The organism is Serratia proteamaculans, assembly GCF_946227095.1.
Lineage (GTDB): Bacteria > Pseudomonadota > Gammaproteobacteria > Enterobacterales > Enterobacteriaceae > Serratia > Serratia proteamaculans_E.
In genome coordinates, this window is the sequence record NZ_CAMISV010000005.1 from 207,091 (window position 1) to 229,320 (window position 22,230).

The 22,230-nt window shown below is 55.9% G+C and carries 17 protein-coding genes and 1 other annotated feature (1 of these 18 only partly in view); of the genes, 4 read left to right on the forward strand and 13 right to left on the reverse strand.

Annotated features, from left to right (window positions below; translation table 11 throughout):
* Position 1: 1 nt before the first annotated feature.
* The 3 genes from lspA to ribF are packed head-to-tail and all read right to left on the reverse strand — an operon-like array spanning position 2 to position 4,298.
* Positions 2-511, reverse strand: coding sequence for a signal peptidase II (gene lspA, locus OC597_RS12485; RefSeq protein WP_099063126.1), 510 nt, complete (start codon positions 509-511; stop codon positions 2-4).
* Entirely contained in the window at positions 511-3,327 is a 2,817-nt protein-coding gene (gene ileS, locus OC597_RS12490; RefSeq protein ID WP_261285571.1) for an isoleucine--tRNA ligase, read from the reverse strand. Before ileS ends, lspA begins: the two co-directional genes overlap by 1 nt.
* 32 nt (positions 3,328-3,359) lie before the next feature.
* The gene (gene ribF, locus OC597_RS12495) at positions 3,360-4,298 is read right to left on the reverse strand and encodes a bifunctional riboflavin kinase/FAD synthetase (RefSeq protein ID WP_262208908.1); all 939 of its coding nucleotides are present in this window, start codon (positions 4,296-4,298) and stop codon (positions 3,360-3,362) included.
* Positions 4,299-4,688: 390 nt separating this feature from the next.
* Between ribF and rpsT the strand changes: the two genes are divergently transcribed.
* Positions 4,689-4,952 (forward strand): 30S ribosomal protein S20, encoded by a 264-nt coding sequence (rpsT, locus tag OC597_RS12500; RefSeq protein ID WP_037420676.1) that lies wholly within the window; start codon positions 4,689-4,691, stop codon positions 4,950-4,952.
* Positions 4,953-4,985: 33 nt separating this feature from the next.
* Here rpsT and nhaR read toward each other — a convergent pair whose 3' ends face one another.
* The 4 genes from nhaR to dnaK form a co-directional block, all read right to left on the reverse strand.
* The gene (gene nhaR, locus OC597_RS12505; protein ID WP_261257261.1) at positions 4,986-5,918 is read right to left on the reverse strand and encodes a transcriptional activator NhaR; all 933 of its coding nucleotides are present in this window, start codon (positions 5,916-5,918) and stop codon (positions 4,986-4,988) included.
* A gap of 193 nt (positions 5,919-6,111) precedes the next feature.
* On the reverse strand, positions 6,112-7,278 hold the full coding sequence (nhaA, locus tag OC597_RS12510; RefSeq protein ID WP_261257260.1) for a Na+/H+ antiporter NhaA: 1,167 nt from the start codon (positions 7,276-7,278) through the stop codon (positions 6,112-6,114).
* A gap of 237 nt (positions 7,279-7,515) precedes the next feature.
* Complete coding sequence (gene dnaJ, locus OC597_RS12515; protein ID WP_085120169.1) at positions 7,516-8,646, reverse strand: molecular chaperone DnaJ; 1,131 nt, start codon at positions 8,644-8,646, stop codon at positions 7,516-7,518.
* A 106-nt stretch (positions 8,647-8,752) separates the two neighbouring features.
* Complete coding sequence (gene dnaK, locus OC597_RS12520; protein WP_085120168.1) at positions 8,753-10,666, reverse strand: molecular chaperone DnaK; 1,914 nt, start codon at positions 10,664-10,666, stop codon at positions 8,753-8,755.
* Between the two features lie 324 nt (positions 10,667-10,990).
* Here dnaK and satP point away from each other — a divergent pair, with 324 nt between their 5' ends.
* Entirely contained in the window at positions 10,991-11,590 is a 600-nt protein-coding gene (gene satP / locus OC597_RS12525) for an acetate uptake transporter (RefSeq protein ID WP_262208910.1), read from the forward strand.
* 47 nt (positions 11,591-11,637) lie between these two features.
* Here satP and OC597_RS12530 read toward each other — a convergent pair whose 3' ends face one another.
* From OC597_RS12530 to tal, 3 genes are all read right to left on the reverse strand, one after another.
* Entirely contained in the window at positions 11,638-12,945 is a 1,308-nt protein-coding gene (locus OC597_RS12530) for an MFS transporter (protein ID WP_261257259.1), read from the reverse strand.
* Between the two features lie 124 nt (positions 12,946-13,069).
* Positions 13,070-13,657, reverse strand: coding sequence for a molybdopterin adenylyltransferase (gene mog, locus OC597_RS12535; RefSeq protein ID WP_262208911.1), 588 nt, complete (start codon positions 13,655-13,657; stop codon positions 13,070-13,072).
* A gap of 150 nt (positions 13,658-13,807) precedes the next feature.
* A complete protein-coding gene (gene tal / locus OC597_RS12540; protein ID WP_085120165.1) occupies positions 13,808-14,761 on the reverse strand; it encodes a transaldolase in 954 nt (317 codons plus the stop codon).
* Positions 14,762-15,142: 381 nt separating this feature from the next.
* Between tal and OC597_RS12545 the strand changes: the two genes are divergently transcribed.
* Both OC597_RS12545 and yaaA read left to right on the forward strand, forming a co-directional pair.
* On the forward strand, positions 15,143-16,567 hold the full coding sequence (locus tag OC597_RS12545) for an alanine/glycine:cation symporter family protein (RefSeq protein WP_262208912.1): 1,425 nt from the start codon (positions 15,143-15,145) through the stop codon (positions 16,565-16,567).
* 104 nt (positions 16,568-16,671) lie between these two features.
* Positions 16,672-17,445: a peroxide stress protein YaaA gene (gene yaaA / locus OC597_RS12550; protein ID WP_261285567.1), complete on the forward strand. Its 774-nt coding sequence runs from the start codon at positions 16,672-16,674 to the stop codon at positions 17,443-17,445.
* Between the two features lie 72 nt (positions 17,446-17,517).
* Here yaaA and thrC read toward each other — a convergent pair whose 3' ends face one another.
* Genes thrC through thrA form a run of 3 tightly spaced genes read right to left on the reverse strand, consistent with a single transcriptional unit; the run spans position 17,518 to position 22,201 of the window.
* Complete coding sequence (gene thrC / locus OC597_RS12555; protein ID WP_261257253.1) at positions 17,518-18,807, reverse strand: threonine synthase; 1,290 nt, start codon at positions 18,805-18,807, stop codon at positions 17,518-17,520.
* 3 nt (positions 18,808-18,810) lie between these two features.
* A complete protein-coding gene (gene thrB / locus OC597_RS12560; RefSeq protein WP_261257251.1) occupies positions 18,811-19,740 on the reverse strand; it encodes a homoserine kinase in 930 nt (309 codons plus the stop codon).
* Position 19,741: 1 nt separating this feature from the next.
* Positions 19,742-22,201 (reverse strand): bifunctional aspartate kinase/homoserine dehydrogenase I, encoded by a 2,460-nt coding sequence (thrA, locus tag OC597_RS12565; RefSeq protein WP_262208916.1) that lies wholly within the window; start codon positions 22,199-22,201, stop codon positions 19,742-19,744.
* Positions 22,202-22,226: 25 nt separating this feature from the next.
* Positions 22,227-22,230: a sequence feature (Thr leader region), on the reverse strand; it runs 115 nt beyond the window's last position.

Sequence of the window (22,230 nt, forward strand, 5' to 3'; positions counted from 1 at the left end):
ATTACTCACCTTTGCTCTTTGCACTTTTGTTCGCCGGCGATAAAAAGCCTTCCAGTACGATCATCGCCGCCCCCACGCAGATAAAGCTATCCGCCAGGTTGAAGGTCGGGTAGTGCCAGCCGCCCACGTAGAAGTCGATAAAATCGACCACGAAGCCGTGCCACAAGCGATCGAACAGGTTGCCGAGCGCACCGCCAATAATAAAGGCATAGGCGATGTTGTTCAGCTTTTGCTGCGCCGAACTGCGGTACATCATCACCAGCAGCACCGCCACGATGGCGACGGCGATACCGGCGAAGAACCAGCGCTGCCAGCCGCCGTGATCGGCCAGGAAGCTGAACGCGGCACCGTAGTTACGCGCATAGAACAGATTGAACGACGGGATCAGCGGCTGGGACTGGCCCAGCACAAAGTTTCCGAGGATCCACTGCTTGCTGGCAAAATCCAGTACCAGCACCACCACTACCAACCACAGCCAGCGCAAGCCGGTCGAACAAATAGGTTTACTCATTAGGCAAACTTACGCTTTTCGCCGTCACCGGCTACGTTGATCACACAGCGGCCGCAGAGATCTGCGTGTTCCGCCACCAGGCCGATATCGGTGGTGTAATGCCAGCAGCGCGGGCACTTCTCACCTTCTGCGGTACTGAAGGCGATTTTCAGACCTTTCACCTGTTCTGACGCTTGAGCATCCGCCGGCGCATCGGCCAGAGGCGCAACGCGCGCCGCCGAGGTCAGCAGCACAAAGCGCAGCTCATCCTGCAGGCTGTTGAGGCGTTCAGCCAGTTCGCTATCGGCATACAGCGTTACCGCGGCCTCCAGCGAGCCACCGAGGCGTTTGTCGGCACGCGCCTGCTCCAGTACCTTGTTCACTTCGCCGCGCACTTTCAGCAGTTCGGCCCAGAAGCTATCGTTCATGCCTTCGCCTTCCGCCAGACCGAACAGGCCGTCGTACCACTCTTCAGTGAACACGTACTGCGCGCGTTTGCCCGGCAGGAAAGCCCAGATTTCATCGGCTGTGAACGACATGATAGGTGCCATCCAGCGCACCAGCGCTTCTGCGATATGGAACAAGGCAGTCTGGCAGCTGCGACGGGCGACGCTGTCGCTCTTCGCGGTGTACTGACGGTCCTTGATGATATCCAGATAGAAGGAACCCATCTCGACCGAACAGAACTGCATCAGGCGCTGTACCACTTCATGGAAATCGTAATTGGCATAAGCCTTTTCGATATCCTGCTGCGCCGCCAGTGCACGACCCACTGCCCAGCGATCCAGTACCACCATCTCTTCCGGTGCCACGCAGTCGGTGCTCGGCTCAAACCCGTTCAGGTTGGCCAGCAGGAAGCGCGCGGTGTTACGGATGCGACGATAAGAATCGGCAGAGCGTTTCAGGATCTCGTCCGACACCGCGATCTCGCCGGTGTAGTCGGTAGAGGCTACCCACAGACGCAGGATGTCGCCGCCCAGCTTGTTCATCACGTCTTGTGGACTGATGGTGTTGCCGATCGACTTGGACATCTTGCGGCCCTGACCGTCCACGGTGAAACCATGGGTCAGAACTTCTTTATACGGTGCCTTGCCTTTCATCGCCGTGGAGATCATCAGTGATGACATAAACCAGCCGCGGTGTTGGTCAGAGCCTTCCAGATACATGTCGGCGCCATGACCATTGAACTCAGGGCGCACGTCGACCACAGAAGAGTGGGTCGAACCGGAGTCGAACCATACGTCCAGGGTGTCTGGTACTTTCACGTAGTCGGCAGCATCCGCACCGAGAATATCGGCCGCGTCCAGATCCCACCAGGCCTGAATACCGTCCTGCTCAACGCGCTTGGCCACTTCTTCCATCAGCTCGACGCTGCGTGGGTGCAGTTGCTCAGTGTCTTTGTGCACAAACAGTGACATCGGCACGCCCCAGGTACGCTGACGCGAAATACACCAGTCCGGACGGTTGGCGACCATGGTTTCGATACGTGCCTGGCCCCACTCAGGGATCCACTGCACGCCTTTGATCTCTTCCAGCGACTGCTTGCGCAGGCCTTTCTGATCCATGCTGATGAACCACTGAGGGGTAGCGCGGAAGATGATCGGCGTTTTGTGGCGCCAGCAGCATGGGTAGCTGTGAACCAGTTTTTCCACGTGCAGCAGTGCGCCTTTCTCACGCAGCAGCTCAACGATCAGATCGTTGGCCTTGAAAACAAACTTGCCATCCAGCAGCGGGTAAGTGCCGGTCAGGTAGCAGCCGTTTGGCCCTACCGGATTGGCCACTTCCAGGCCGTACTTCTGGCCGATGACGAAGTCATCCGGGCCGTGGCCTGGCGCGGTGTGTACTGCACCGGTACCGGCATCCAGCGTCACGTGTTCGCCGAGGATTGCCGGCACGTCGAAGCCCATAAACGGGTGTTCGAAACGCATCAGTTCCAGATCGGCACCTTTGCAGCTGCCCAGAACTTCCCAATGGGTAATGCCGGCGCGTTTCATCACGCTTTCCACCAGTTCGGCGGCCAGGATCAGGCATTGGCCTTCAACCTGTACCAACTGATACGCAAATTCAGGGTGCAGGGAGATGGCGCGGTTAGCCGGCAGCGTCCACGGGGTGGTGGTCCAGATAACCAGAGAAACCGGACCGTTAAAGTTGGCCACATCAAACTTGGCCGCCACGGCAGCCGCGTCAACCGCGTGGAAAGCCACATCGATAGACGGCGAAGTTTTGTCGTAATACTCAACTTCCGCTTCCGCCAGTGAAGAACGGCAATCGGTACACCAGTGCACCGGCTTGGCACCTTTCAACAGGTGGCCATTGCTGATGATTTTACCCAGCGCGCGGATGATATTGGCTTCGGTTTTGAAGTCCATGGTCAGGTACGGGTGATCCCAGTCTCCCAGCACGCCCAGACGGATGAAGTCTTTCTTCTGACCTTCAACCTGTTCTGCGGCGTACTCACGGCACTTGATACGGAATTCCGCCGCGGTGAGTTTTTCACCCGGCTTGCCGTACAGTTGCTCGACCTTCAGTTCGATCGGCAGGCCGTGGCAGTCCCAACCCGGAATGTAAGGCGAGTCGAAGCCGGACATCCCTTTCGACTTGATAATAATGTCTTTGAGAATCTTGTTAACCGAGTGACCAATGTGAATGCTGCCATTCGCATACGGAGGGCCGTCATGCAGAATGAAGGATTTTTTGCCCTTTTTGGCAGTACGAATAATCCCGTACAGATCCTGTTCATACCAACGTTGCAGCATGCCAGGTTCACGCTTGGCCAGATCGCCACGCATCGGGAACCCTGTTTCCGGTAAGTTCAGGGTATTCTTGTAGTCACTCATTAGATTCTCGGTTCCGTTTTCGGCTATAGAGATTAAACCGGTGTCTGTAGCCCGAAGAACTTCCGGGCCGTCACCACATCATTGGCGATTTGCTGCTTCAGCGCATCGAGCGAAGCAAAACGCTGTTCATTGCGCAATTTCGCGCGGAGCACCACGTCAATATGGCGCCCGTAAAGATCCAGTGTGACATCCAGCAGATGGACTTCCAGCTGCTGTCGCACGCCGGCAACGGTTGGGCGTGTGCCAATGTTGGCCACGCCGGGGAGCGGTTCAGGCCCCAGGCCATAAACTTCTACCGCATAGACCCCTTTCACCGGGGCAACCAGGCGTTTTAGCGGCAGGTTGGCGGTAGGAAAGCCGATAGTACGGCCCAGTTCATCGCCGTGCACCACCCGACCAGAAATACTGTACGGGTGGCCCAGCAGCGTTTCGGCCAGTGCCAGGTCGTCATCGCGCAGCGCATTGCGAATCGCCGTGCTGCTGATACGTTGATCGCCCTCGCGGAAGGTCGGCGTGCTGATCACTTCAAAACCGTATTCTTTACCGGCTTTTTGCAATAGCGGAAAATCGCCCTGGCGGGTAGCGCCAAAGCGAAAATCATCCCCGACCATCAGGAATTTCACCCCCAGTTTCTCCACCAGCAGTTCGGCAACGAATGCCTGTGCCGTGTTGGCAGCGAAACGCGGGTCGAACTTGACGCACAACAGGTAGTCAACACCCGCCTGCGCCAGGTATTTGGCCTTGTCACGCAAACGCGTAAGACGGGCCGGTGCCTTGTCCGCTGCAAACATCTCCAGCGGTTGCGGCTCAAAGATCATGACCATCACTGGCAGCCCGAGGCGATGCCCCTCTTGTTTCAGCTGCTCCAGCAACGCTTGGTGACCGCGGTGTACGCCGTCAAAGTTGCCGATGGTGAGCACGCAACCATGGTGGCGTGCCCGGATATTGTGAATGCCGCGAATTAGCTCCATAGCTGGCTCAAAACAGTGGAAATCGCCGGATTATACCTTGTACAGCGGTTAAGGTTAACCCGCGATTGGTGCCTTTATGTAATAGACATACCATACCGGAGATAATCTGCAGGTGAAACGCCCTAACCGCAGTTTATCCGGCGACACAAAGCTGATTATCGACCGCGGCCAACAGCTTGCGGCCAATACGGCAACTCATTGGCGAATTTTCTCGCGAAACACTGTATTCCCATGACCGAAGCTGGTAAAATCCTGCCCCATCACAACGTAGCAAGTGCCGCCAGTACAAACGGCGCTTATTTGCACAAATCCGTTGACAAACGAAGACTAAAAGGGGATATTCCTCGGCCTTCGAATTGTCCTCAATAGAATATATTTGGGAGTTGGACCTTGGCTAATATCAAATCAGCTAAGAAACGCGCCGTACAGTCTGAGAAACGTCGTAAGCACAATGCTAGCGGCCGCTCAATGATGCGTACCTACATCAAGAAAGTAGAAGTTGCTATCGCAACTGGCGACAAAGAAGCTGCAAAAAATGCATTCCTCGTGATGCAACCAATCGTGGACCGCAAGGCAGCTAAAGGCCTGATCCACAAAAACAAAGCTGCACGCCATAAGTCAAACCTGACTGCGCGTATCAACGCAATGCAATAAGCATTACGTTATCAGCTTGATAAAAAAACCGGCTTAGGCCGGTTTTTTTACGTCTGCAATACCGCTCTGGTAAGCAAACAGCGCAGAGAAGTCCTTGTTGCACACCCGCTGTACCGCTGGATGCTGGATCATGCGCTCGGCAAAAATGATGTAGTACTCTTCCTGCACGCTATCAATACGCCCAATCTCCACCACGTCATCATCGTTATAGGTATCCTGCGCATACAGCGTCGGTGCAACGAAGATCGCGTTGTGGTACATGCCGAAGGTCTTCATCAGGGCCGCGTCATCAAATTCGCCCAGGATCTCCACCTGAATGCCCTGGGTGTTAAACCAGTTCAGTAGTTTACGGCCCAGCATCGAACGCCGACCGGGGATCAGCAATTTTCGCTGCTCCAGGCAGGCGGGGAACGGCAGGTCCGGCGCAGGCTGGCGGCAAAAGAAGCTGATGCCACATTCACCCAGCTTGAGCGAGAATAATCCTTCCTGCTGGCTGGAATCCACCGGGCAGTCTGACAGGATCATGTCGAGCTTATGCTGGCTGAGCTGTTCCAGCAGCATCTCGTGCGTCGACTCGAAGCAACGCAGGTGAATTTGCTCATTATCTACCACTACCGCCGTCTCCAGCACCTGACTCACCAAACGTTTGGACAGCGCATCCGCGACCCCGACGTCGAACAGCAGGTTAGATTCCTTGCGGTAATTAACGATATCCAGCATTTCCTGGCTGAGCATAAACATCTTGTCGGCATAGCGGAAAACCAGTTGCCCCAACTCGGATGGCACCAGCCCGCGCCCCTGACGCTTGAACAGCTTGCCGTCCAAACGTTCTTCCAGCGCTTTGATCTGGCCGGTGATGGTCTGCGGTGTCAGAAATAGGGCTTCGGCGGCGCCGACCACCGAACCTTCCTTGCAGACCTGCCAGAAGTAGTAAAGGTGATTAAAGTTGATATGCGACATCCTCACGAGGTGCTCTCCTTAACATTTCGTCATGGCGGCGATCGGCCGTGACGAGCGACTAATGTCCTTTCCCTGTTTCAGACAACCTGTTGCTGCATTCGTCCCAAACAGAATGGCCGAAGCTGTGCATATTTTATCCTGCACAGCTCCGACCAGCTATTGTAGAGTGTCCCCACGAACAGGGGATCCCCTAAAAGGGTTATCTGACTCGCGGTAACGACATGCGCAACAGACCGTACCCGACCACCGCCGCCGTGGTTGACCCAATCAGGATGCCCAGCCGCGAATAAGTACTTAGTACAACATCTGCATCGCCAAAGGCCAGCGAAGCGATGAAAATCGACATGGTAAAACCAATACCACAGAGCACGGAAACGGCAAACACCTGTTTGAAACCAATTCCTTCAGGCAGCTTGGCAATGCCCAGTTTCACCGCCAACAGGCTGAAAGTGAAGATGCCCAATGGCTTACCGATAAACAGGCCCGCTGCGATACCCACCGGCAACAGTGAGGTCAGCCCGCTCAGCGACACGCCTTGTAATGAAACCCCGGCGTTGGCAAAAGCAAACAGCGGCAGTATCAGGAACGCTACCCACGGATGCAGCTCATGCTCCAGCGTCTCTGACGGTGATGGCCCCTTCTTCACGTTTAGCGGGATCATAAAGCCGATGATGACCCCAGCCAGCGTCGCATGTACCCCGGACTTGAGGATAGCCACCCACAATACCAGGCCGACAATCATATAAAGCGAGGTTTTGCCCACGCCGCGCCAGTTCATAAACGCCAGCACGGCGATAGAGGCTGCCGCCACGCCCAACGCCGCCATCGAGACTTCGTGGGTATAGAACAGCGCGATAATCACGATCACACCCAGGTCGTCGATGATCGCCAGCGCCAACAGGAACACCTTCAGGCTGGTTGGCACGCGATTACCCAACAGTGCCATCACCCCGAGAGCAAAGGCAATATCGGTCGCCGCCGGGATCGCCCATCCCTGACGGGCCACCTCGTCCGCCCCGTTGAACATCAGGTAAATCAACGCCGGTGCCAGCATGCCGCCCAATGCGGCAATCGCCGGGAACACCGCCTTGTCACGCCCGGCCAATGATCCCTGCATCAACTCACGCTTGACCTCCAGCCCGACCACCAGGAAAAAGATCGCCATCAGGCCATCGTTAATCCACAACAGCAACGGCTTGGCAATCTCCAGTGAGGACACCTTTACCATCACAGGTAAATTGAGGAAGGCGTGATAAATCCCCTGAGCTTGGGTATTGGCCATGATCAGCGCGATAATCGCGGCTACGATCAGGATAATGCCGCCCGCGGCTTCCTGACGTAAAAATTGACGAATGATGTTGGTCACAATACGTCTCTCCAGAGCAGCGCAAGGCACAGACGGCCCTGCAGACAAAGTAATGGAATGAGTATAGACGGCGAATCACTTCGATAAAATACGTTTATAAATGCTTAAAGCATCGTAAAAACCGATCAATAAGAGATATATGTCACATTTTAACTAGGGTTATTAGACGAGTCAGTGCCAATAAAAAACCCCGGTTTTGACGCCGGGGTTATGCAGTACGCTAACGGAAACAGCAGCTTAACGCGTCAGGTCATCAAAAAACTTTTTTACCCCGTCGAAGAAGCTCTTCGAACGCGGGCTGTTTTTGTCACCGGAAGGGCCACCCAGGCTCTCCTCCAGTTCCTTCAGCAATTGCTTCTGCTTGTCGTTCAGGTTAACCGGAGTTTCTACCACCACACGGCACAGCAGGTCGCCCTGGCTGCCACCACGTACCGATTTAACACCCTTGCCGCGCATGCGGAACAGTTTACCTGTCTGCGTCTCTGCCGGTACTTTCAGCTTCACGCGGCCATCCAGCGTCGGGACTTCAATCTCGCCGCCCAATGCCGCCATCGCGAAGTTAATCGGCACTTCACAGTACAGGTTATTGCCTTCACGCTCGAAGATCGGGTGCGCTTTCACCTGAACCTGAACGTACAGATCGCCTGCTGGCGCGCCGTGCTCACCCGCTTCACCCTCACCTGCCAGGCGAATGCGGTCACCAGTATCAACGCCGGCCGGGATTTTCACCGACAGCGTTTTGGCTTTCTCTACCCGGCCGTGGCCGTGGCAGCTATTGCAAGGGTCTTTGATAATCTGACCGCGCCCATGACAGTGCGGACAAGCCTGCTGCACGGTAAAGAAGCCCTGGCGCATCTGCACCTGGCCCTGCCCGTGACAGGTTGGACAGGTCACCGGCGAGCTGCCCGGCTTCGCGCCGCTGCCGTGGCAAACGCCACACTCTTCCAGCGTCGGAATACGGATCTCTTTGGTCACGCCACGAACCGCTTCCTCGAGGGACAGCTCCATGTTGTAGCGCAGATCGGAACCACGGCTGGCGCGCTGACGGCGGCCACCACCGAAGATGTCGCCAAATACGTCGCCAAAGATATCGCTGAACTCAGCACCGCCGCCACCAAACCCGCCGCCACCGCCCATACCGCCCTGTTCAAAGGCAGCATGACCATATTGATCGTAAGCCGCACGCTTTTGACCGTCGGTCAGGATTTCGTACGCTTCCTTAATCTCTTTAAACTTGGCTTCGGCGTCTTGCTCCTGATTGCGGTCAGGATGGTATTTCATCGCCAGGCGTTTATACGCCTTTTTGATCTCACGTTCTTCCGCCGTCTTGGAGACGCCGAGAATCTCGTAATAGTCTTTCTTCGCCATTATTTCTGTAACCCTTAACATGCGTGCACGGGCGTAGAGTTGCCTCGACGCCCGTGCTGGTTTGCGGTAACGACCTCTCAGCCGTTCCGTGCCCGCTTAAGGGCGATTATTTTTTGTCTTTAACTTCTTCGAACTCAGCGTCAACCACGTCGTCGTCTTTCTGCGCCGCGTTGTCAGCACCGGCATCAGCACCTTGCTGAGCCTGCTGCGCCTGAGCCATTTCCAGCAGCTTGCCGGAAACCTGCACCAGAGCCTGGGTCTTCGCTTCGATCTCGGCTTTATCTTCGCCTTTAACCGCCACTTCCAGATCTTTCAGCGCCGCTTCGATAGCCGTTTTGTCTTCTGCCGGCAGTTTGTCGCCCGCTTCTTCCAACTGCTTACGGGTGCCGTGGATCAGGTGGTCAGCCTGGTTACGGGTCTGCACCAGCTCTTCGAACTTACGGTCCGCTTCGGCGTTCAGTTCGGCATCACGCACCATTTTCTGGATTTCTTCTTCGTTCAGACCAGAAGAAGCCTTGATGGTGATTTTCTGCTCACGGCCAGTATTCTTGTCTTTGGCAGACACGTGCAGAATACCGTCGGCGTCGATGTCGAAGGTTACTTCGATCTGCGCCATACCGCGTGCAGCAGCCTGGATGCCGTCCAGGTTGAACTGACCCAGTGACTTGTTATCGTTAGCGCGTTTACGCTCACCCTGCAGCACATGGATGGTTACCGCAGACTGGTTGTCTTCAGCGGTAGAGAACACCTGGCTGTGCTTGGTCGGGATAGTGGTGTTTTTGGTGATCAGCGGAGTCATCACGCTGCCCATGGTTTCGATACCCAGCGACAGCGGGGTAACGTCCAGCAGCAGAACGTCCTTCACATCACCGGCCAACACGCCGCCCTGTACCGCAGCACCCACCGCAACGGCTTCGTCCGGGTTAACGTCTTTACGTGGTTCTTTACCGAAGAAGTCAGCAACTTTCTTCTGAACCATTGGCATACGGGTCTGGCCGCCCACCAGGATCACGTCCTGAATGTCGGAAACCGACAGGCCTGCGTCTGTCAGGGCCACTTTCAGCGGCTCGATAGAACGTGCAACCAGATCTTCTACCAGCGACTCGAGTTTTGCACGGGTCACTTTGATGTTCATGTGTTTTGGACCGCTCGCATCTGCAGTGATGTACGGCAGGTTAACGTCGGTCTGCTGAGCGGAAGACAGTTCAATCTTCGCTTTCTCAGCGGCTTCTTTCAGACGCTGCATCGCCAACGGATCTTTGCGCAGATCGAAACCTTGTTCTTTCTTGAATTCGTCCACCAGGTAGTTGATCAGGCGGCTGTCGAAGTCTTCACCACCCAGGTGGGTATCACCGTTGGTTGCCAGAACTTCGAAGGTTTTTTCGCCGTCAACTTCGTCGATTTCGATAATAGAGATATCGAAAGTACCGCCACCCAGGTCATAAACCGCGATGGTACGGTTACCGACTTCTTTGTCCAGGCCGTAAGCCAGGGCTGCAGCGGTCGGTTCGTTGATGATACGTTTTACTTCCAGACCTGCGATACGGCCGGCGTCTTTGGTCGCCTGACGCTGAGCATCGTTGAAGTAAGCAGGTACGGTGATAACCGCTTCAGTTACCGGTTCGCCCAGGTAATCTTCAGCCGTTTTCTTCATTTTCTTCAACACTTCAGCAGAGATCTGCGGAGGTGCTACACGCTGGCCTTTCACTTCGACCCATGCGTCGCCGTTATCAGCAGCCACAATTTTGTACGGCATGATGTCTTTGTCACGCTGTGCTTCTTCATCCTGGAAGCGACGGCCAATCAAGCGCTTGATCGCAAACAGGGTGTTTTGTGGGTTAGTCACAGCCTGACGCTTAGCAGGCTGGCCAACCAGAATTTCACCATCCTGGGTATATGCGATGATCGAAGGTGTAGTACGGTCGCCTTCGCTGTTCTCCAGCACGCGCGCTTTACCACCATCCATAATTGCTACACAAGAGTTGGTAGTACCCAGGTCGATACCAATAATTTTGCCCATCTAAACGTCTCCACTAATAAATTCATATTCGGTCAGGTTGCTAACCTATATGTGGGCAATTTTTTGTTTTTCAACTGCCCAACATTTCAGTCTTAGCCGCGGTCAGCAACTGCGGTTGCAAATAAGATGGGGCCATACCATCCAGCATCAAGGGGCAGGGCAAAAAAAAATTCGTTTTTATCGTCACTCAGATCATTGTTTCCTGTTCTGGGGATCATTATGATGCCGCGCGCTCTGATGGAAGTTAGGGTTTTTTCGGCCATTCAGACCATTTATGAATTTACCTATCCATTTTCGTTAAAATTCTGTTATCGCAGAGGACATATGCACACCAACAAGTTGGCAAATCCCGGCCCTCTCGGCCTGATGGGCTTCGGGATGACCACCGTCTTGCTGAACCTGCACAACGCGGGCTTTTTCCCATTGAACTCCGCCATCATCAGCATGGGGATTTTCTTCGGTGGACTGGCCCAGATTATGGCTGGCCTGCTGGAATACAAGAAAGGCAACACCTTCGGCATGACGGCCTTTATCTCTTACGGCAGTTTCTGGCTGAGCCTGGTCGGGCTGCTGCTGCTGCCACGCCTGGGGTTGGCTGAACCGACCGATGCCGGCGTACTAGGCATCTACCTGGCACTGTGGGGTGTCTTCACGCTGTTTATGTTCTTCGGCACCTTGCGCGCCAACCGCGTGCTGCAGTTCGTGTTCGGCAGCCTGACGCTGCTGTTCGCCCTGCTGGCCATCGGCAACATCACCGGAAACCATGCGCTGCTGAACTTTGCCGGTTACGAAGGCATTATATGCGGAGCCAGCGCCATTTATTTGGCCATGGCAGAAGTGCTCAACGAGCAGTTTGGCCGTACGGTGCTGCCGATTGGCGAGCCAAAGGTCGACAATGTTGAACCTATTCGGGCCGTGGCATAATTGCCGTTAGCCTGAAACAAGAAGCCCTGCGATTGCAGGGCTTTTTTTTAGCTGTAGGAACCGGCTCGCTGCGCCTTGGTCTCGCTGTTCAGATCGCGATGCAGGTAAATTCCCAGCAGCAGTCCGATACCTGACAGCGCCAACACATAGTAAGCGGGTGCTAACGGGGTTAACTTCATGATCAACGTCACAAATATTGGGGTTAAACCACCAAAAATAGCGTATGCAACATTATATGAGAACGAAATCCCGGTAAACCGAACTTCCGCTGGAAAAGCCCGTACCATCACGTAGGGTACCGCACCCACTATGCCTACGCTGAAGCCCACCAGCGCATAGCAAGCGAACAACATTTCCGGGTGTTCACCCACCGTCCGATAAAATAACCAACTGCAACCGGCCAGCAGCAGGCTACCGACGATAAAGGTTTTGCTGGCACCAAAACGATCCGCCGACAACCCGGCGATGATGCAGCCGGCAATCAGCATGATGGTAGCAATGCTATTGGCCTGCAGCGACAGCGCCGGGGCGATAGCAAACTGTTTTTGCAGATAGGTCGGGGTCATCAGGATCACCACCACAATACCGGCGGACAGTAGCCAGGTCAGCAGCATCGACACCACCACTTCCTTGCGATGATTGAGCACCACCGATTTCAACGGCAGCTCTTCTGCCAGGGCCTTACGCGCCTGCATCTCGATGAAGATCGGTGTTTCCTGCAGCCAGCGGCGCAGGTACATCGCCACCAGGCCGAAAATGCCGCCAAGCAGGAACGGGATGCGCCAGCCCCCGTCAATAATGGTCTGTTGGCTGAGGGTGGTGTTGATCACCGTCGCCACCAGCGAGCCCAACAGGATGCCGACGGTCAGCCCAGCAGTCAGCGTGCCGCAGGCGAAACCAATGCGTCGGCGCGGTACGTGTTCTGCAACAAACACCCAGGCCCCCGGCACCTCACCGCCGATCGCCGCCCCTTGCAGCACGCGCATCAGCAACAGCAACAGCGGTGCAGCAATGCCGATGCTGGCATAGGTCGGTAACAGACCCATCGCCAACGTCGGCAGCGCCATCAGTAAAATACTCAGGCTGAACATTTTCTTGCGACCGACCAGATCGCCGAAGTGCGCCATCACGATGCCGCCCAGCGGTCGAGCCAGATAACCAGCGGCAAAAATGCCGAAGGTTTGCACCTGACGTAGCCATTCCGGCATATCCGCCGGGAAGAACAGCTCGCCCATCACCGCCGCAAAGAAGACAAAAATGATGAAATCATAGAACTCCAGCGCACCGCCCAGGGCAGCTAACGTCAGAGTTTTGTAGTCTTGCCGGTTTAACCGGCGATTATTATCGTGAGGCATAGGGTACCGTCGGAGGAAACTGTAAAAATAAAAGCCATCGGCTTTCTGTAAACGAATCCTTACTATAACGGCAAATTATTTTCACACCAGATCGGCTAGCGCTTATCTCACAAAAGGCTGAAATTTAGAGGTTTATCTCGCGACGCACATTCTTCGGGCGAAATGCTGCTACCACTGCCGCCTCGGTTTCCACATAGGGCCCCTCAAGCAACTGAATGCAGTACGGCACACTGGCAAAGATGCCATGCACCACCACCTTGCCCTGCTCGTCCTTAACCCCTTCCAGCGTCTCCTTGATCGACTTGGGCTGCCCCGGCAGGTTGATGATCAGCGCCTGCTTGCGGACTGCCCCCACCTGACGTGAAAGAATTGCCGTTGGCACATAGTGTAGGCTGATCTGACGCATTTGCTCGCCGAAGCCAGGCATCACGCGATCGGCGATCGCCAGCGTAGCGTCAGGGGTCACGTCGCGGCGAGCCGGGCCGGTGCCCCCAGTGGTCAGCACCAAATGGCAGCCCATTTCATCCACCAGCTCACACAGGGTTTGTTCGATCAACGTCTGCTCATCGGGGATCAGACGGGTTTCCAGTTTGAACGGGGTGGTCAGCGCGCCACTCAGCCACTCTTCCAGCGCCGGGATGCCTTTGTCCTGGTAAACGCCGCCGGAAGCGCGGTCAGAAACAGAAACCAAACCAATACGTAATATGTCCATGCGTAACCTCTACAGCCTGATGGGGTTCGGACGGGTTCGCTTCCCGCCCTATTTTGAATCTTGAGAGTATAAAGTGTCTGCCCGCCGTCGGGATCTGCGGGCATAAAAAAAGGCGGCCTAAGCCACCTTTTTCCGCGCTGATTGCCGCAATTACAGCAGATCGGCGATCATTTTTTCCAGCTTGCCCTGGTCTACGGCAAACTTGCGGATACCGTCGGTCAGTTTCTCAACGGCCATTGGATCCTGGTTGTGCTGCCAGTAGAACTCAGGTTCGGTCAAGGCTGCAGGACGCGCTTGCACTTCGCCGGTGTAGGCCAGTTTACGCTCCAGGGTCCCTTCGCTCTCTGCCAGCTCTTTCAGCAGCGCAGGGGCGATGGTCAGACGGTCACAACCGGCCAGCTCGATGATTTCGCCGACGTTACGGAAGCTGGCGCCCATCACCACGGTTTTGAAGCCGTGCTGTTTGTAATACTGATAGATTTCGGTAACGGAAACCACACCCGGGTCTTCGTTTGGCGCGAACTCTTTCTTGTCGCCATTGGCTTTGTACCAGTCGAGGATACGGCCAACAAACGGAGAAATCAGGAATACGCCGGCTTCGGCACAGGCACGCGCCTGAGCGAAGGAGAACAGCAGCGTCAGGTTACAGTTGATGCCTTCTTTTTCCAGCTGCTCCGCAGCGCGGATGCCCTGCCAGGTAGAAGCCAGTTTGATCAGGATGCGATCGTTGCTGATGCCGGCATCGTTGTACAGTTTGATCAGGCGCTTGGCCTTGGCAACGCTGGCCACGGTGTCGTAAGACAGACGTGCATCCACTTCGGTAGAGATGCGGCCCGGAACCAACTTCAGGATTTCCAGACCAATGTTAACGGCCAGCTTGTCGGCGGCATCGGCGATCTGCTGTTCGCGATCGCTGCTCTGCTCGCGCGCCCACGCAATGGCTTCGTCAATCAGTTTGCGGTATTCAGGAATTTGGGCTGCATTGAGGATCAGCGAAGGGTTGGTCGTAGCATCTTGCGGTTGATACAGCTTCATAGCCGCGATATCGCCCGTATCTGCAACCACGGTGGTCAGTTGGCGCAGGGAAGTTAATTTATCGGTCATGTTGGCATTATCTCATCGTTTGTGCATGAACTTTTGGCATCGTTCAACCATGCCCTGCCCTGATAATAACATGCGCAAGGCCCGGTGCAAGGCTGGAAAATCGCGGCCCGGCGGCGCTGGTTTTATCCTTGAGCGAGCAACCGTTTACGCTGGTATCTTTCGTCATTCCCGAGCGGATGAAAAGGCAATAACGTGCTATCGATTGAATAAATTATGTTAAATTCGCGAAAATTAATGCAATGAGTCCCGGAATCTGAGAAAAATCTCAATGGCTTTGAACCGGGCTGATTTCAGCTAAGCTCTTGTAAAAATTCAATCAATGTATTTTCACCCGCGGTGGATACGGCGTGGTGCGCGACAAATTTCAACAAGGAGGGATCCGTGACGGACCTGATGAATTTTATTAATAATATTTTGTGGGGTTCAGTACTGATTTATTTGCTGCTCGGTACCGGCATTTATTTCACCCTGCGCACCCGTTTTATCCAGGTCCGCCATTTCAGCCATATGTTCTCGGTGCTCAAGCACAGTAACAAGAGCGACAGCGCGGGGATCTCCTCCTTTCAAGCCTTGTGCACCACGCTGGCCGCACGGGTCGGCACCGGCAACCTGACCGGCGTGGCAATTGCCCTTACCGCCGGTGGCCCGGGTGCCATCTTCTGGATGTGGGTAGTGGCGTTTATCGGCATGGCCACCTCCTTTGTTGAAAGTACCCTGGCGCAGCTCTATAAAACCAAAGACCAACAAGGCAACTACCGTGGCGGCCCGGCTTACTATATGGAGAAAGGGTTGGGCATGCGCTGGATGGGCGTGCTGTTTTCCATCTTCCTGATCATCGCCTTCGGCCTGGTGTTCAACGCCGTCCAGGCCAACTCCATTGCCCAAGCCTCCGCCGTCGCCTTCCACGCGAAACCGCTATATGTCGGTCTCGGTCTGGTAGTCCTGAGCGGTATCGTGATCTTCGGCGGCATTCGCTCCGTGGCCCGCGTGGCTGAACTGGTGGTGCCCGTGATGGCCGCAGCTTATTTACTGCTGGCCCTCTGGGTGATTGGTCATAACATTGCGCATATGCCGGCGATCCTCACGCTGGTGGTTAAAAGCGCCTTCGGGCTGCAGGAAGCGGCAGCCGGTGCCGTCGGTTACGGCATTTCGCAGGCGATGACCCAGGGTGTTCAGCGCGGCCTGTTTTCCAACGAGGCTGGCATGGGTTCGGCACCTAATGCGGCGGCCTCTGCCTCACCCTACCCGCCGCATCCGGCCTCGCAGGGCTATGTGCAGATGCTCGGGGTATTTATCGATACCATCGTGATTTGCAGTGCAACCGCCGCGATCATTCTTTCTTCCGGCGTATTGGATCAGCCGGTGGCCAACGTCAGCGGTATCGACATGACCCAGCGAGCGCTTTCCGCCGCCGTCGGCAGTTGGGGCTCGCCGTTTGTCGCCATCGCCATTTTCTTCTTCGCCTTTACCTCGATTATCGCCAACTATGCCTATGCCGAGAGCAATCTGGTGTTCCTGGAGCGAAACCACCCGGCCGGCCTGCTGATTTTCCGTTGCGCCGCACTGGGCATGGTGATGTTTGGCGCGCTGGCCGAACTGCCAGTGGTATGGAAAATGGCCGATACCTCAATGGCTTTGATGGCCATCACCAACCTGACGGCAATCCTGCTGTTGTCACGCGTGGCGCTGAAGTTGGCTAACGATTACCACCGCCAGAGAACGCTGGGAAGATTGCCCACTTTCGACGCCAATCGCTTCCCCGAGTTGAAATCCCAGCTTGAACCGGGCGTGTGGGACAAAAATTAACTTTTGCGGGCGCGGCTGGCACGCGCCCTGCCTATCAGACCCATTGACCCTTTTTCCCGCGCTTTTTGCTACAGTATCCGCTCTTGGATAAACAGGATCTGGCCATGCTCGTTATTATTTCACCTGCAAAAACTCTTGATTACGAAAGCCCGCTGGCAACCGAACGCTTCACCCAGCCGGAGCTGCTGGACAAATCGAAGCAGTTGATCAAAATCTGCCGCGACCTGACGCCGGTGCAAATCGCCAGCCTGATGGGTATCAGCGATAAACTGGCCGGTCTGAACGCCGCGCGCTTTGGCGACTGGAAACCGAAATTTACCCCGGACAATGCCCGCCAGGCACTGTTGGCGTTTAAAGGCGACGTTTATACCGGCCTGCACGCGCAGGATTTTAGCGAAGATGACTTTGATTTCGCCCAACAGCATCTGCGCATGCTGTCCGGACTGTACGGCGTGCTGCGTCCGCTTGATCTGATGATGCCTTACCGCCTGGAGATGGGTATCAAGCTGGAGAATGCCAAGGGCAAGGATTTGTACAGTTTCTGGGACGAGCAGATCACCAGGAAGCTCAACGAGGCGCTGGAGCAACAGGGGGACGACGTGGTGGTCAACCTGGCTTCCGACGAATACTTCAAATCGGTGAAGCCGGCCAAACTGCATGGCACGCTGATTAAACCGGTGTTCCTCGACGAGAAGAACGGCAAATACAAAGTGATCAGCTTCTACGCCAAGAAAGCGCGCGGACTGATGAGCCGCTTTATCATTAAGAATCGCCTGACCCAGCGCGAGCAACTGCTTGATTTTAATCTGGAGGGCTATGCTTTCGACCCGGCTAATTCCAAAGATAACGAGTTGGTGTTCAAGCGCCCCGAGCAGTGAAATGCCCACCCATAAAAAAGCCGTCGTAATGACGGCTTTTTGCTTTTATACCAGGGCCTAAGCCAAACCGAATCAGGCAGGCAGTGCCATCAGGAACTTACGCAGTTCGCCAAAGCCGGCCGGCAAGCTGTGGGACAGCAGCGGCAAATCGGCACGCAGCGCCAGTGCTTTCGGCAACGGCAGCTCCTGACCGAGGATTTCCTCTACGCTCTCTTTGAACTTGGCCGGATGTGCCGTGCCGAGGAACAAACCAAACTCCCCTTCCTGCAACTGGTCACGCAGCGCGCGATAAGCGATTGCCGCGTGCGGTTCGGAGAGATAGCCCAACTTCGCCAGCTCACGCATGCTGTCCTTGGTGGTTTCGTCACTGACCGTGGCGTGACCCAGCTCTTTCAACTGCCAGATCTTACGACGGAACAGTTCCTCTACCCGCGGCCAGTTATTCGGCTGGCTAACATCCATGGCATTGGACAGCGTAGCCACCGTGGCATGCGGCTGCCACTGACCGTTAGTCAGGAAGCGCGGCACGGTATCGTTGGCATTGGTCGCGGCGATAAAACGCTTCACCGGCAGGCCCAATGATTTGGCCAGCAGACCGGCGGTCAGATCGCCGAAGTTACCGCTGGGTACCGAGATCACCAACTGATTACGGGCTTCCTGCGGCAGTTGCGCTACCGCCTCAAAGTAGTAGCAAATCTGCGCCAACAGGCGGCTGATGTTGATCGAGTTGGCCGAGTTCAGATGCAGCGCTTCTTTCAGTTCCTGATCGTCAAATGCCTGTTTCACCAATGCCTGGCAGGCGTCGAAGTCGCCGTCGATCGCCACGGTGTGGATATTGCCACCCAGGGTGCAGAACAGTTTTTCCTGCAGCGGGCTGATTTTGCCCTGCGGATACAAGATCACCACTCGCACATTCTTCAGGCCGTAGAAAGCATGGGCCACTGCCGCACCGGTATCGCCGGAGGTCGCGGTCAGGATAGTCACCGGCTCATCGCCCGCCACTTCCGCCAGCATTTGTGCCATAAAGCGGCCGCCGAAGTCTTTGAACGCCAGCGTTGGGCCGTGGAACAGTTCCAGGCAGGCAATGTCGTCTTCCACTTGCGCCACCGGCGCCGGGAACTCAAAGGCCGCCGCGACACGCTTATGCAACGCTTCCTCAGAGACTTCATCGCCAATAAACGCCGACAGAATGCGGCTACTGCGAGTGACAAAATCCTGTTCCAGCAGATGGTCGATTTCAGTCAGCTCAAACTCAGGCAGCTCCAGCGGGAAAAACAGCCCCTGCTGTTTGCCCAAGCCCTGTTTGATCGCCTGTGTAAAGCTGACCTGCTCGTTGTGATCCTTAAGGTTGTACAGTTTCATGCGTTATCCCAGTAGTCGTGCGCCTGCGGTATCCAGGCGGCAAATATGAACAAAACCTTCGTCGTTTTGCAGATAGTGATTAGTCAGCCAGTCGGCCATGCGTTGTGCGGTCGCGCCGTCATCACAGACGGCGAACAGCGTCGGCCCGGAACCGGAAATACCGCAAGCCAGCGCACCGATATCCTGGGAGGCCTTGCGCGCGTCGGCAAAGCCCGGCAACAGGCGGGTGCGGTACGGCTCGGCAATCACGTCCTGCATCAGTTTGGCGGCCAGCTGCGGCTGTTGGGTATGGCAGGCGTGGATAAAGCCCGCCAGATAGCGACCGTGGCTGATGCAGTCCTGACGACGATACTGCGCGGGCAGGATCGCGCGCGCTTCGGCGGTGGATACCTTGATACCCGGGTAAGCCATCACCCACAACCAGTCTTTAAAGCAGGGCACTTCCTGGCTGATGAAGCCTTCTTCTTCCAGCATCAGTTGCAGGCCGCCGAGATAGCAAGGCGCCACATTATCGTAATGCACGCTGCCGGAGATGCGGCCTTCAAGCTCGCCCATCAGGCCCAGCAGCGTCATTTTATCCAGCGGACGGTTGCAGAACTCGTTCATCGCCATCAATCCGGCGACCACCGAGCAGGCGCTGGAACCCAGTCCTGAACCAATTGGCATGTTTTTCTCGAGCCGCATCGCCACCGGGATCTGCTGACCGATTTCCTGGCAGAAGCGCTCCCAACACTGGTAAACAATATTCTCTTTCGGATCATCCGGCAGTTTGCTGACGAAGCGACCGGCATTTTGCAGACTGAACGTTTCGGCGGCCTCTACACTGACACAGTCGCCCAGTAAGGTTCCGTCGATCGGCGACACCGCTGCACCCAGAACGTCGAAACCGACGCTGACGTTACCAATTGAGGCCGGCGCATACACCTTAACCATATTAAACTCCCAACTTCCATGACAGTGTGCGCAACAGGTCGGCAAACACCCCCGCTGCGGTCACATCGTTACCGGCGCCGTAGCCGCGCAGCACCAGCGGCAATGGCTGATAGTAGCGGCTGTAGAAAGCCAAAGCGTTCTCGCCGTTCTTCACTTTATACAACGGATCGTTACCGTCTACCGCATCTATACGCACCTGGCAGCGGCCATTTTCGATCACCCCGACATAGCGCAGTACCTTGCCCTGCTCGGCGGCGTTGGCTACGTTGCGGGCATACTCTTTGTCCAGCTCCGGCAGGCGCGCCATGAAGGTTTCCACGTCACCGGTGGCGTCAAAGGACGGCGGCAGCACCGACTCAACCTCAATGTCCGCCAGCTCCAGTTTGTAACCCGCCTCACGGGCGAGGATCAACAGCTTGCGGGCAACGTCCATACCGGAAAGATCGTCACGTGGATCCGGCTCGGTATACCCCTTGGCTTTGGCCTCCAGGGTCGCGGCCGATAACGACATACCCTCGTCCAGCTTGCCGAAAATAAACGACAGCGAACCGGACAGAATGCCGGAGAAACGCGTCAGTTCGTCACCGGCGTTCAGCAGGTTTTGCAGGTTCTCGATCACCGGCAAGCCCGCACCGACGTTGGTGTCGTACAGGAACTTGCGACGTGAACCGGCAGCGGCGGTGCGCAGCTGTTGGTAATAGTTCATCGACGAGGTATTGGCCTTTTTGTTCGGCGTCACCACGTGGAAACCATCGGCCAGGAAATCGGCGTATTGATCCGCCACCGCCTGACTGGAGGTACAGTCGACAATCACCGGATTCAGCAGGTGGTACTCCTTCACCAGACGGATCAGGCGGCCGAGGTTGAACGACTCCTGCGCACCGGCCAGCTCATCCCGCCAACTTTCCAGCGCGATGCCATGTACGTTGGTCAGCATGGCGCGTGAATTAGCGATACCGCACACCCGCAGGTCGATATGTTTTTGTTTCAGCCACGGCTGCTGACGGTAGATCTGTTCGATCAACGCACCACCCACGCCGCCGACGCCGATGACAAACACTTCAATCACCTGATCGGTGTTAAACAACATCTGGTGGCAGACGCGAACGCCGGTAGTGGCGGAGTCATTGCTGACGACAACTGAGATGGAACGCTCGGAAGACCCCTGAGCAATAGCGACAATATTGATATTGGCGCGCGCCAGTGCAGAGAAGAAGCTGGCCGAAATGCCGCGCAGAGTACGCATGCCATCGCCAACGACCGAGATGATCGCCAACTGCTCCATCACATCCAGCGGCTCCAGCAGGCCGTCTTTCAACTCAAGATAAAACTCGTCTTCCAGCGCTTTACGCGCACGTTGCAGCTCACTCTGCGGTACGCAGAAGCTGATGCTGTATTCGGAGGAGGACTGGGTGATCAGCACCACCGAGATACCGGCGCGCGACATCACGGCGAACACTCGCGCAGCCATGCCGACCATGCCCTTCATCCCCGGGCCGGATACGTTGATCATCGCCATGTTATTCAGGTTGGTGATGCCCTTCACCGGAGTTTCGGTATCCAAATTTTCGCCGCCAATCAGCGTGCCCGGGGCCTGCGGGTTGGCGGTGTTTTTGATCAGGCAAGGGATTTGGAACTGGGCGATGGGAGCAATAGTGCGGGGGTGAAGCACGCTGGCGCCGAAATAGGAAAGCTCCATAGCTTCCTGGTACGACATCGATTTCAGCAACCTGGCATCCGGCACAGTGCGCGGATCGCAGGTATAAACGCCGTCTACGTCGGTCCAGATTTCACAACAGTCGGCGCGCAAGCAAGCAGCCAGTACCGCAGCAGAGTAGTCAGAGCCGTTACGGCCCAGCACCACCAGTTCCCCTTTGTCGTTACCGGCGGTGAAGCCCGCCATCAGCACAATGTTATCCGCCGGGATTGCCGCCGCAGCGATACGCAGTGTGGATTCGGCGATATCTACCGTGGACTCCAGGTAGTGCCCCTGAGCCAGCAATTTCTCCACCGGGTTGATCACCGTTACCGGGAAACCTTTGGCACGAAACACCCCTTCCATGATGGCAATGGAGAGCTTCTCACCGCGGCAGATGATGGCCGCATTCACACTGTCCGGGCATTGACCCAGCAGCGCAACCCCGTGCAACACCTGCTTGAGTTGTGAAAACTCTTGGTCGACCAGGGTTTTGAGACGATCGTACTCAAAGCCGGGCAGCGCCTGCGCCAGGCCGCTCAGCAGGTCGGCAAAGATGCGTTCTGCATCGCTCATATTTGGCAGAATGTCCTGCCCCGCTACCGTTTTTTCAATCATCGCCACCAAATGGTTGGTGATTTTAGCCGGAGCGGACAAGACCGTGGCCACCTGTCCCTGACGTGCGTTACTTTCCATGATGTCGGCAACGCGCAGAAAACGTTCTGCATTCGCTACCGAGGTTCCGCCAAATTTCAGCACTCGCATTTCTTATCTCTCCCGAATTTAAGCCGAAA